Source organism: Vibrio sp. JZG10 (assembly GCF_054064075.1).
The window spans coordinates 1-11,969 of record NZ_JBSUGE010000032.1; the positions used below are offsets into that span (position 1 = coordinate 1).

The window sequence follows — 11,969 nt, forward strand, 5'->3', positions numbered from 1 at the left end:
CAAATCCGCGTGTTGGGAGTTCGAATCTCTCCACCCCTGCCATATATCAAGGCTCTGACTTAGGTCAGAGCCTTTTTTGTATCTGCTTGCCACTATGCATTTGTCCTCTCATCCCACCTATATGCCTTTCTGCTGCCTGCTGCTCTTTGTAAGTATTTATTACTCACCAACCTATTAGACTAGTCGTTATAACCAAGTGCTCCGAAATGTTAGCAATAAATGAGAATCATTATTTATATTTAGTTACACTCAACCGATCTGGATTAATGGGTAACTATGTATGGATATATCTCGTCGACGCTTCCTTCAATCATCCTTAGCGATCTCCGCGCTTACTGTTCTACCTGCATGTTCTCTATCTAGGAGTACTAATAAGCAGGGGCAGTATATATACGATATCACTGCAGAGCCTTCTACGGCTGAACTAGTGCCCGGTTTCAATACTGAGGTATTAGCTTTTAATGGGCGTATACCTGCACCGATAATTCGTTGCCGACAAGGGGAAAAGGTAACAATCAACTTCATCAATAAGCTATCAGAGCCGACGACGATTCATTGGCATGGCTTGAGGATTCCTATTGAAATGGATGGAGTTCCGTTTTTAAGCCAGGCTCCTATCATGCCCGGAGAGACTTTTACGTATGAGTTTATTCCGCCAGATGCAGGTACGTTTTGGTATCACCCACACATGAACAGCGTTAAGCAGCTTGGTATGGGGTTGGTTGGGCTAATAATTGTTGAAGAGGCTGAGCCTGTTCAGTTTGATGAAGAGCATGAAGTCGTCCTCAAGCATTGGCATTTAGACAAGCAAGGACAGTGGAAGAACCTAATGGTGCCGCGCTTGAGTGCACGTATGGGAACGCCAGGAGAGTGGAGTAGCGTCAATGGTATTCATGAGCCTGTTTATACGCTGGAGCAGAACGCGACTACGCGATTAAGAATTGCTAATGTCGATAACACCATTACCTATCCGATCGCGATTGAAGGCACAGAGGCTTGGGTTATTGCTATCGATGGCAATCCAGTTAAAACGCCTTATAGGCTCACTCAACACAAAATTGGTCCGGGAATGAGATTGGATATCGGATTGATTGCTCCGAAGGCTGGAGAGCGTGTTTATGTGCGTCAAATGAAAGGGCGCTTCCCATTCTCCTTGTGTGAGTTTGAAGTTGTTGAGTCTGACCTGCCAAGCAACAAGAAACTGCCTTTATTGCCTCTCAACCCTGTGCCTGATCTTGATTTGGAAAATGCGGAGCAAATCGATTATGTGTTTGAATGGGAGGGGGCGATCACTCCTGCCGATAAATCGGGCAAAGCGATACCTAAATTCTGGCTGATGAACAAACGAGCTTGGGAGGGAATGAGTAAAGATAATATCCCAGCACCACTTTCAACATTGGAGCTTGGAAAAACCTATATCTTCAATTTGAAGAACGTTACTCAATATCATCATCCTATTCATCTTCATGGGCATACATTTACTGTTCTTGAGTTAGATGGAAAGAAACTCGACGAACCGTTCCATACCGATACGGTTTTACTTGGAAAAAATGGCAGTGCCAAAGCTGCCTTTGTTGCTAACAACCCTGGACGTTGGATGTATCACTGCCATGTTATTGAGCACATGAAAACCGGTTTGATGGGGTATATTGAAGTAAAGTGACTCCTGTAACTTTTTTAATCTCAGCGTGTTTTAAATGCAATACGTTGTCGAATTCTAAAATTTCACCATCAATATTGCTTTAGTTTTGGTTACAATATCGTCATCAATAGTGTTGGGGGAATTATGGGGCAGTTTTCCATTCTTGGTTTTATTGCACTAGGTGGTGCTTTCGGTGCGTGTTCTCGTTACTTGATATCTGAACTGTGTGTCATTTTATTGGGGCGTGGTTTTCCATACGGTACGCTAACTGTTAATGTGGTTGGTTCATTTATCATGGGCTTGTTGATTGCTGCGTTCGACAATGAACTGTTGGCAACAGAACCTTGGCGACAAGTGATTGGTTTGGGCTTTTTAGGGGCACTGACGACGTTTTCCACCTTTTCTATGGATAATGTTTTACTTATGCAGCAAGGTGCGTTTCTTAAGATGGGGTTAAATATTTTATTAAATGTGGTGCTGAGCATCTCTGCTGCGTGGATCGGTTTCCAATTATTGATGCGCAGCTAGCAAAGTAGTTAAAAATTAAACAGGTCGGCTTGGTTTAACCAGGCCGTTTTTATATACTGATATCACTTGTCGGAGTGCCATAAGGCTGAGACCGTTAATTCGGGATCCGTTGAACCTGATCAGATTAGAATCTGCGAAGGGAACAAGAGAAGATATTTATACCGGAGTTTTTTCTGGTTGACCTATCAAATAGTCGAATGTTGTTACAGGCAAATTACTTAAGCTTTATTTAGCCTTAATTTGACTCCTCTTGTCGCATCTATCCGCCAAGCATTTTTATCCAATTACTTTTTATCTAGTATAACAAAGCAAGGAAAAATGCTATGTCGAGTCGCAAACAAGCGAGACTGGAAGCAAAACAGTTTATTGAAACACTCTCGGTACAGCCGTACCCAAATTCCACAAAAGTATATGTAGAAGGTTCACGTCCAGATGTTCGTGTACCTATGCGTGAAATAGCGCTAGCAGATAGTCTGATTGGTGGCACAAAAGAAGCGCCTATTTTCGAGCCGAATGAAGCCGTCCGAGTCTACGATACGTCAGGTGTTTATACTGATCCGAACTACGATATTGACCTTTATAGCGGCTTACCAAAGCTAAGAGAAAGCTGGATTGAAGAGCGAGGTGACACAGAGTTACTCGATGAAGTAAGCTCGGTGTACACCAAAGAACGCTTAGAAGACGAAACACTAGACGATCTTCGTTACGGCAATCTACCACGTATTCGACGTGCCAAAGATGGGCAATGCGTCACTCAACTGCACTATGCTCGCAAAGGTATTATCACCCCAGAAATGGAATTCATCGCGCTGCGTGAAAACATGGGTCGTGCCAAGTACCGTGATGAAGTGCTGAATCAACAACATCCAGGTCAAAGCTTCGGGGCGAACCTACCAAAGGACATTACCGCCGAGTTTGTTCGCAAAGAAGTTGCCGAAGGTCGCGCGATTATCCCTTCTAATATCAACCACCCAGAATCCGAACCAATGATCATTGGACGTAACTTTTTGGTCAAAGTGAACGCCAATATCGGTAACTCATCGGTGACGTCTTCGATTGAGGAAGAAGTTGAGAAGCTCGTTTGGGCGACACGCTGGGGTGGGGATACCGTTATGGATCTCTCTACTGGACGTAACATCCACGAAACTCGCGAGTGGATTCTGCGTAACAGCCCGGTTCCGATCGGTACCGTACCTATGTATCAAGCGCTGGAAAAAGTGAATGGAGTTGCCGAAAACCTTAACTGGGAAGTGATGCGCGATACTCTGATTGAGCAAGCAGAACAGGGCGTTGATTACTTCACTATCCATGCCGGTTTACTACTTCGCTATGTGCCAATGACTGCAAAGCGTGTTACTGGCATAGTCTCTCGTGGTGGTTCTATCATCGCGAAATGGTGTTTAGCGCATCACCAAGAAAGCTTCTTATACACCCACTTCCGAGAGATCTGTGAAATCTGTGCCAAGTATGATGTGGCACTTTCTCTCGGTGATGGTCTGCGCCCTGGTTCGGTTGCCGATGCTAATGACGAAGCGCAATTTGCGGAGCTTCGTACTCTTGGTGAGTTGACTAAGGTTGCGTGGGAATACGACGTACAGGTGATTATCGAAGGTCCTGGCCATGTTCCAATGCACATGATCAAAGAGAACATGGAAGAGCAGCTAGAGCACTGCCATGAAGCTCCGTTCTACACCCTTGGTCCACTGACGACAGACGTCGCTCCTGGTTACGACCATATTACGTCAGGTATTGGCGCTGCCATGATTGGCTGGTATGGCTGTGCGATGCTTTGTTACGTAACACCTAAAGAGCATCTTGGCTTACCAAACAAAGAAGACGTGAAGGTAGGCATGATCACTTACAAGCTTGCTGCGCACGCCGCTGATTTAGCTAAAGGGCACCCTGGCGCACAAGTTCGTGATAACGCGCTTTCTAAAGCACGTTTTGAATTCCGCTGGGAAGACCAATTCAACTTGTCACTCGACCCAGAAACCGCGCGCGCTTTCCATGACGAAACTTTACCTCAAGAGTCCGGCAAAGTTGCTCACTTCTGTTCGATGTGCGGACCAAAGTTCTGCTCGATGAAGATTTCGCAAGAGGTACGAGAGTACGCGAAAGACACTGAGCAAGTTGCTGCGGACCAAGCTATCTCTATCAAAATGCTTGATGATCCTCTTGAGGGGATGCGTCAGAAATCTCAAGAATTTAGAGACACAGGTTCTGAGTTATACCACCCAGCAGCACATGCCGAGGTAAGTGACTAATGAGCAAAATCCTTATTCCGTCATCATTGATTGAGCTAACAGGTTTAGTTCAACAATGTTTGTTGTTGGCGAGAGAACAGGGTTTTAGCATCGAAGACATTGAGTTGGGTGTGAGCCCAACTCAATCTATTCAGCTTGTTCGCGACCAACAGACCACACGCATAACGACAGATCTTATTGATGGTTATGACTCTGAGAATGAGAGCTCATTTGTGCTCTATTACCGTTCTGCTTTGTCGGTAGAAGCGTGTGCTAAGCAACCGTCGAAAGCGATTTATATTGGTATTGCTGATACTCAGGTATCCGATGAAAAGGAGAAAATGCTTCAGCTTGATATCTGGCGTCACCCAATTAACAACGAAGTGAGAGCGCTTTCCGTTAAGTCCAAATTCAACGCAATGTTCGATCCTGAACATCACCTTGCTTGGATAGTAACGCTGACAGTACTCGATTTTCCTATCGAAGATGCGTTAACACTTGCTCGAGGAATGCTAACTCAACAAGCGAATGTTTCACGTGAAACACTGTTGAATGACAACCTTGATGAGGGACGATCTACTCAGTGGGCTGACCAATTTGATGATTTCCCCACACCTGTACTGGAGGATAACCGACTAGGTATTCAAGTTGGTTGGTCTGCACAAGGTGAGAGCGTTAGCTTTCCAACTCTAACTAAGCAAAGTCTAGGGCTCTATCCAGTCGTTGATGATGTTGCTTGGATTGAGCGTTTACTGCCTTTAGGCATCAACACTATTCAACTGCGAATAAAGAACCCACAACAAGCCGATTTAGAACAACAGATCATTCGAGCAATTGAGCTAGGTCGTCAGTATCAAGCTCAAGTGTTCATCAATGACTATTGGCAGTTGGCAATCAAGCATGGCGCTTATGGCGTTCACCTAGGACAAGAAGACATAGAAGAGTCGAATTTGGCTCAGCTAACTAAAGCCGGCATTCGTCTTGGTCTTTCTACTCATGGTTATTACGAACTACTGCGCATCGTACAAGTTCATCCTAGCTACATCGCGCTAGGGCATATTTTCCCAACCACCACAAAACAGATGCCATCGAAACCACAAGGTTTGGTGCGCTTGGCACTGTATCAAAAGCTGATTGATAGCATTCCTTATGGAAACACAGAGTCGGTTTTCCGTCCTGCAAAAGACAAAGCAGGTAGTGACTATGTACTTGGCTTTCCGACGGTCGCGATTGGTGGCATTGACCAATCTAATGCAGACCAAGTTTGGCAAACAGGTGTTTCTAGTTTGGCAGTTGTGCGAGCTATTACCTTGGCAGAATCACCTCAGTCCGTTATCGAGTTTTTTGCACAACTGATGAAGGAAAGACAGCTAACGTTTACTGATCAGAATAGTGAATTGGCGCATACCAAGAGAGGCGAGCATGCTCACGGATAAGCAGTTCCTTCGCTATCAACGCCAAGTTGCTCTGCCTGAAATTGCTGAAGGTGGGCAAGAGCGTTTGAGTAAATCGCATGTGCTAATCATCGGTTGTGGTGGGTTAGGAAGCGCAGCGAGTTTGTACTTGGCATCAGCGGGTGTTGGTAAATTGGTTGTGGTTGATGATGATGAAGTTGATAGCAGTAACCTACAACGTCAGATCATTTATCGTGAGCAAGACCTCCAAGTTGCGAAAACAAAAGCGACTGTAAAGCAACTTACTGAACTTAATTCTATGGTCCAAGTTCGTGCTCTCAATAAGCGATTAGACAAAGCACAGCTGCAGCTTGAGGTGATGCTAGCGGATGTGGTGCTGGACTGCACCGATAACATGCCAACGCGCCAGCTAATTAACCAAGTTTGTTTCGAGCAAAATACGCCGCTCATCTCGGCGGCGGCAATTGGTTGGCAAGGGCAATTCGCTGTTTTTGATTACCAAACACCAAGTGAACAAGAAGCGCAGAGTAAAGCGTGTTACCGCTGTTTGTATCCGTTCGATGAATTACCGCAAACGCAAAAATGCAGTGAGAGCGGTGTCGTCGGTCCGGTGGTGGGGACACTTGGTAACTACCAAGCGATAGCGGCAATTCAAAAACTGGCGACGGGAAAGTTTCATGTCGAGACGGCCAAGTTACACCTGTTCGATGGATTGAAGCTGCAATGGCAAACCATGGCGATAAGTAAAGATAAACAGTGCCAAGTGTGTGCTCAGATTTAGTTTACGAGTAATGGGCAGAATTAAGAGAGTTGGAAGCAATGACGTTATCAGAACAACAAACAACACAAATGACCGCTGCTGACTTAGATGTGATCACTATTGTCATCAATGACCAGTCACATCAAGTTGCCAGTGAGTCAAATCTACAGCAAATCATTAGTCAATTTGCGCTGCCTGAAATGGGCTGTGTTTTTGCCATTAATAACAATGTTGTGCCGCGCAGTGAGTGGGCTAGCACAGTTCTTTCACAAGGAGATAGCATTTCTTTGTTTCAAGCGATCGCAGGGGGTTAAAGTCGATGCTTAAAATTGGTGATAAACAATTCGAATCAAGACTGTTCACGGGAACAGGGAAGTTCGCCAACAGCCGATTAATGGCAGAAGCGATTCAAGTATCGGGTTCTCAACTTGCGACTATGGCGTTGAAGCGTGTGGATGTGAACGACCAACAAGACGATATTTTGCTGCCGTTAGTACAAGCGGGCGTGAACTTATTGCCGAACACCTCAGGTGCAAAGAATGCTAAAGATGCTGTGTTTGCTGCACAACTGGCGCGAGAAGCATTAGGTACTAACTGGTTAAAACTGGAAATTCATCCAGACCCGAAGTACTTGATGCCCGATCCCATTGAGACACTTGCAGCCGCTGAGCAACTGGTTCGTGAAGGCTTCATTGTCCTTCCTTACTGTCATGCTGACCCGGTTCTGTGTAAACGATTGGAAGAAGTAGGTTGTGCTGCGGTCATGCCATTAGGTGCGCCGATCGGTTCTAATAAAGGGATAGTTTCTCACGATTTTCTAGAGATCATTATCGACCAAGCTAATGTTCCTGTCGTTGTCGATGCGGGTATTGGTGCTCCTTCACATGCGGCGCGTGCGATGGAAATGGGAGCGGATGCCGTGCTAGTTAATACCGCAATTGCGGCTTCGAGCGATCCCGTTGCGATGGCGAAAGCATTTAAGTTGGCGGTAGAGTCGGGGCGTATGGCTTATGAAGCCGGACTTGCGGGTAAGGTTTCTCATGCGGTTGCGTCGAGTCCACTGACGTCATTCCTAGATGAGCTTTAGTCCTAGATTGATTTAGCTATTAAGCGAGGAAAACATGAGCTTCGTTGAGCAATTTAAGCAGCTTAATTGGGATGACATCTCGATGTCGATCTACGCGAAAACGGTACAAGATGTCGAGCGAGCATTGAATAAACCCAAGCGTGATTTGGAAGACTTTAAAGCGCTAATTTCACCAGCGGCTGAAGCGTACTTAGAGCAAATGGCGCAGTTGTCATACTCGGCAACTCGCAAGCGGTTTGGCAACACCATGTCGCTTTACATTCCATTGTATCTTTCCAACTTGTGTGCCAATGCTTGTACTTATTGTGGCTTCTCAATGGAGAACAAGATCAAGCGTCGTACCTTGAATAGGGACGAAGTGGCAGCAGAAGTTGAAGCCATTAAACGCATGAAGTTTGATAGCGTATTGCTGGTGACTGGCGAACACGAAACCAAAGTGGGCATGAAATACTTCCGCGAAATGGTTCCGATGATTAAGCAACGCTTTAATTATTTGGCGATGGAAGTGCAGCCGCTAGATCAAGACGAATACGCAGAGCTCAAGACATTGGGTTTGGATGCGGTGATGGTTTATCAAGAAACGTATCATCCTTCGACTTATGCTGAGCACCATTTACGTGGCAATAAGATGGATTTCGAATACCGATTGGATACACCCGATCGTCTTGCAAAAGCGGGCATCGATAAGATCGGTATTGGCGCTTTGATAGGATTGGAAGAGTGGCGTACAGATTGTTTTTATGTGGCAGCGCACCTGGACTATCTTGAGCGCACGTATTGGCAGACTCGTTACTCAATTTCTTTCCCACGTTTGCGTCCTTGTGAGGGCGCGCTCCAACCCAAATCAGTAATGACGGATAAGCAGCTTGTTCAGTTGATTTGCGCTTATCGTTTGTTGAATCCAGAAGTGGAGTTGTCATTATCGACTCGTGAGTCACCGAAGTTTAGAGACAACGCATTGGCTTTAGGTATTACCAGTATATCTGCAGCATCGAAAACTCAGCCGGGTGGTTATGCGATGGATGATGTTGAGCTCGAGCAGTTTGAGATCAGTGATGAGCGAAGTGCTAGTTCTGTGGAAGATATGATTAGAGCCAAAGGCTTTGACCCTGTATGGCGAGATTGGCACTCGGCGTATTCTGGATAAGCAACAAATAAAGCCACTGATCATCGCTATGTTTCACGTGAAACATAGGCAAAGAAAAGAGGGTTGATGCAAAACATCAACTCTCTATTTTTTCTAGCTTCTAGCTTCTAGCTGTGTGCTACAGGTAGCGTTGCTTGACGAAGCCACTCTTTCACATCACCTTCAACTAGCGGGCTAATCTCATCCCATACTTTCTGATGGTAATCATTCAGCCAAGCAAGTTCTGGACGAGTTAGCATATCAACATTGATGTTGCGTTTGTCGATTGGGCAGCGTGTTAGTGACTCAAATGACAGAACAGGGAAGTCACCGTTAGTTGGTGTTTCAACAACAAGCTCTAGGTTTTCAATACGGATACCAAACGCATCTGCACGGTAGTAACCTGGCTCGTTTGATAGCACCATACCTTCTAATAGAGGCACATCAATTTGCTTCTTCGAAATGCTTGCTGGGCCTTCATGAACACTTAGGAAGTGACCAACACCGTGACCAGTACCGTGATCGTAATCGTAACCTTCCGCCCATAGGTGCTGACGAGCTAGAGTATCGATTTGGTAACCACGTGTGCCTTTAGGGAAACGAGCTCGAGCAACGCCAATATGACCTTTCAGCGCCAACGTAAATTGCTTCTTCATTTCTGAAGAAGGTTGACCAATCGCGATAGTACGCGTGATGTCGGTAGTGCCATCGAGGTACTGACCGCCTGAGTCCACAAGGTAAAGCGTGTTCAGTTCTAACTTACCAGGTTCAGGTTGGTTCTCGTGATTGTAGTGACACATGGCCGCGTTGCCGCCCGCGGCTGAAATGGTATCGAAGCTGAGATCCATTAGCGTAGGGTCTTCGCTACGAAATGCTTCCAGTTTGTCTGCTAATGTCGCTTCGTCATGCAGGTTACCAGCAGCAACTTCCGCATCTAACCAACATAGGAACTTGCTCATTGCCACGCCATCACGGATATGACACGCCTTCATACCCGCAATTTCAACCGAGTTCTTCGCCGCTTTTGGCATCAGACATGGGTCTGCTGCTGCAATCACGGACGCACCAGAGTTTTGTAGTACTAGCTTAAACCAAGCGTTACTGATTGCAGGGTCAACTAATACCTTTTTACCTGTCATGGCTTCAAGGCGAGATTGAAGTGCTTCTGGGTGGTGAACGGTCACACCGCTGCCTACGTGAGCGTCAAAATCAGCAGGTAGACGAGCAGGATCGAGGAAGTATTCCACGCTTGAATCTGAGTGCAGAATCGCGTGAGAAAGCAGAACTGGTAGGCGTGATACATCCAAACCACGTACATTCAGCAGCCAACAAATAGAATCTAATGCTGTGATCACAGCGCTATCTGCACTTGCTTTTTTAACCAGTTGGGCGATCTCTTGACGCTTACTCTCACTTGATTGACCGACGGCTTCTGTTGGCATCAGGCGAACGTCAGAGACAACAGGCGCTGGGCGGTCATGCCACAACTCATCAATTGGGTTGTTGGTCAGAATATTTAGCTCAAGCTTTCCAGCCAGTTTAGCTTGTGCCATGTCTAGCCAAGCTGAGCTGTGCATACGAGGATCGATTGCGACAGATGCGTTTGTTGGCAGGTTGTCTAGAACCCAATCTAAAGCTGGTTCTTCAATAAGGTGACGATATTCAAATAGGTCACCAGGGACTTGTTTGGTGACTTGAACGGTATAGCGGCCATCAACAAAGATAGCGGCTTTGTCTTTGGTGATTACCGCAGCACCAGCAGAACCAGTAAAGCCTGTTAACCAATGTAAGCGCTCGTTGTGCGCTGGGACGTATTCGCCCAAGTACTCGTCTTCATGAGGAACCAGTAGGGCATCAATATTATGTTGTATAAGCCATTCGCGAATCGCATTCACGCGGCTGAGAGTTTCGTTGTGCATCTGTTTTATTCCTTCAAATTACCGCTCCTTCATGCTCAGGTGTGGGAGCTGTTTCCTTCTGCTTCATGCAGTTTATGATCAACGCAAGTTTGCAATGACTTAGGTTGAGTCGGAGTACAACTAGGCCATAGATGAGCCAAAAAGGACTACGACAGTTAAGCTACTCATTTTACCCGCTAAGCGCAAATTGAGAGCGGTATTTTTATCTAAGGTGATCGGTTTTTTGTGTGATCATCGCACGTAGCCAACCCAATGCTGGGTCGTTTTCTCTGTCTCGGTGCCAGAATAAAGTGTAAGCCATAGGTGGAAATTCTAGCGGGAGTGGTAGTACGACCAAATCAAGCTGTTTAGCAGCGAGCTGCACAAAATGGCTTGGGGCGGTAAAAATAAAGTCAGTGTAGGAGCATAAACTTGCGGCACTATTAAAGTCCGGAACGGTGACGGCAATATCGCGGTCGGCGCCAATATCGGCAAGGCGATAATCTAACAGCCAACGGTCGTTGCCGTCACAACGCACTTGTACGTGACGCAGGGCGAGATACGCTTCGAGGTTCCAAGGCTGTTTTAATGCTGGGTGATTTTTGCGAATAATACACATCTGGTGATCTCGATAAATTTCCAGTTCGCATATGTCATCGGGTGGCAGCAGAGTCAGCTTGGCATCATTAATATCGATGTCTTTTCCAGTTAAGCCTAAGTCTAGCTCGCCACGTTGCAGCATTTTAAAAGTATTATCGGACCAAGGGTGAGTGCTGATCGTCACCCCTGGGGCTTGCTGAAAAATCGCCGGTAAGAAATGAGGAAGAATTAAAGGGTAAACACTTTCAACCGCTGCTATTTGAAAACGGTATTCGCTACTTTGTGGAGAGAACTCTTCTGGTTGAGTCAGTACTTCTAACTGGTTTATCAACAGATCCAGTTTAGGTTTAAGAAACAAAGCGCGCGGTGTTGGTGTTAATCCATGCGAGTTTCGGGTGAACAGGGGATCATCAAATTGGATACGTAATTTCGCTAAGGACTTACTCACGGCAGACTGACTCAAGCACAGTCGGTGGGCGGCTCGGGTGACATTTAACTCTTCTATCAAAACTTTAAAACAGACCAATAGATTTAAATCGATACGAGCCAGTTTTTCGACGTTCACGGTGAATTTCCTCTAAGGAATAATGCTCATGATTATACATCATTTCCATTCATATCATCAGATGATTAAGCTCTATCCAAAGTTCTTTATCCAATTCGGAGTGTT

The 11,969-nt window shown here is 45.8% G+C and carries 10 protein-coding genes and 1 riboswitch; of the genes, 8 read left to right on the plus strand and 2 right to left on the minus strand.

Annotated elements, in window-relative coordinates; all coding sequences use genetic code 11:
• Positions 1–280 precede the first annotated feature (280 nt).
• The 8 genes from ACWYVB_RS22780 (at position 281) to thiH (ending at position 8,822) form a co-directional block, all read left to right on the plus strand.
• Entirely contained in the window at positions 281–1,663 is a 1,383-nt protein-coding gene (locus tag ACWYVB_RS22780; RefSeq protein ID WP_457530272.1) for a multicopper oxidase domain-containing protein, read from the plus strand.
• Positions 1,664–1,786: 123 nt separating this feature from the next.
• Positions 1,787–2,170 carry a fluoride efflux transporter CrcB gene (gene crcB, locus ACWYVB_RS22785; protein ID WP_145533217.1) on the plus strand — a complete coding sequence of 128 codons (384 nt, stop codon included), beginning with the start codon at positions 1,787–1,789 and terminating at the stop codon, positions 2,168–2,170.
• Between the two features lie 60 nt (positions 2,171–2,230).
• Positions 2,231–2,329: riboswitch (TPP riboswitch) on the plus strand.
• 164 nt (positions 2,330–2,493) lie between these two features.
• A complete protein-coding gene (thiC, locus tag ACWYVB_RS22790; protein WP_457530274.1) occupies positions 2,494–4,434 on the plus strand; it encodes a phosphomethylpyrimidine synthase ThiC in 1,941 nt (646 codons plus the stop codon).
• Entirely contained in the window at positions 4,434–5,849 is a 1,416-nt protein-coding gene (locus ACWYVB_RS22795) for a thiamine phosphate synthase (RefSeq protein ID WP_457530276.1), read from the plus strand. The genes thiC and ACWYVB_RS22795 overlap by 1 nt, the downstream gene beginning before the upstream one ends.
• On the plus strand, positions 5,836–6,609 hold the full coding sequence (locus ACWYVB_RS22800; RefSeq protein ID WP_301660067.1) for a HesA/MoeB/ThiF family protein: 774 nt from the start codon (positions 5,836–5,838) through the stop codon (positions 6,607–6,609). The genes ACWYVB_RS22795 and ACWYVB_RS22800 overlap by 14 nt, the downstream gene beginning before the upstream one ends.
• 38 nt (positions 6,610–6,647) lie before the next feature.
• Positions 6,648–6,902 carry a sulfur carrier protein ThiS gene (thiS, locus tag ACWYVB_RS22805; protein WP_005378804.1) on the plus strand — a complete coding sequence of 85 codons (255 nt, stop codon included), beginning with the start codon at positions 6,648–6,650 and terminating at the stop codon, positions 6,900–6,902.
• A 5-nt stretch (positions 6,903–6,907) separates the two neighbouring features.
• Positions 6,908–7,675 (plus strand): thiazole synthase, encoded by a 768-nt coding sequence (locus tag ACWYVB_RS22810; protein ID WP_005397059.1) that lies wholly within the window; start codon positions 6,908–6,910, stop codon positions 7,673–7,675.
• Between the two features lie 34 nt (positions 7,676–7,709).
• Entirely contained in the window at positions 7,710–8,822 is a 1,113-nt protein-coding gene (gene thiH, locus ACWYVB_RS22815; protein ID WP_005397057.1) for a 2-iminoacetate synthase ThiH, read from the plus strand.
• Between the two features lie 107 nt (positions 8,823–8,929).
• Here thiH and ACWYVB_RS22820 read toward each other — a convergent pair whose 3' ends face one another.
• Positions 8,930–10,720 carry an aminopeptidase P family protein gene (locus ACWYVB_RS22820; protein WP_005397055.1) on the minus strand — a complete coding sequence of 597 codons (1,791 nt, stop codon included), beginning with the start codon at positions 10,718–10,720 and terminating at the stop codon, positions 8,930–8,932.
• Between the two features lie 202 nt (positions 10,721–10,922).
• Positions 10,923–11,864, minus strand: coding sequence for a LysR family transcriptional regulator (locus ACWYVB_RS22825; RefSeq protein WP_005397044.1), 942 nt, complete (start codon positions 11,862–11,864; stop codon positions 10,923–10,925).
• Positions 11,865–11,969 lie beyond the last annotated feature (105 nt).

What these genes read in the sequence shown, in the direction of transcription:
- ACWYVB_RS22810 (WP_005397059.1), top strand. Translation starts at nt 6,908, where the DNA reads ATGCTTAAAATTGGTGATAAACAATTCGAATCAAGACTGTTCACGGGA.
- thiC (WP_457530274.1), top strand. Translation starts at nt 2,494, where the DNA reads ATGTCGAGTCGCAAACAAGCGAGACTGGAAGCAAAACAGTTTATTGAA.
- ACWYVB_RS22780 (WP_457530272.1), top strand. Translation starts at nt 281, where the DNA reads ATGGATATATCTCGTCGACGCTTCCTTCAATCATCCTTAGCGATCTCC.
- ACWYVB_RS22800 (WP_301660067.1), top strand. Translation starts at nt 5,836, where the DNA reads ATGCTCACGGATAAGCAGTTCCTTCGCTATCAACGCCAAGTTGCTCTG.
- ACWYVB_RS22820 (WP_005397055.1), bottom strand. Translation starts at nt 10,720, where the DNA reads ATGCACAACGAAACTCTCAGCCGCGTGAATGCGATTCGCGAATGGCTT.
- thiH (WP_005397057.1), top strand. Translation starts at nt 7,710, where the DNA reads ATGAGCTTCGTTGAGCAATTTAAGCAGCTTAATTGGGATGACATCTCG.
- crcB (WP_145533217.1), top strand. Translation starts at nt 1,787, where the DNA reads ATGGGGCAGTTTTCCATTCTTGGTTTTATTGCACTAGGTGGTGCTTTC.
- ACWYVB_RS22795 (WP_457530276.1), top strand. Translation starts at nt 4,434, where the DNA reads ATGAGCAAAATCCTTATTCCGTCATCATTGATTGAGCTAACAGGTTTA.
- thiS (WP_005378804.1), top strand. Translation starts at nt 6,648, where the DNA reads ATGACGTTATCAGAACAACAAACAACACAAATGACCGCTGCTGACTTA.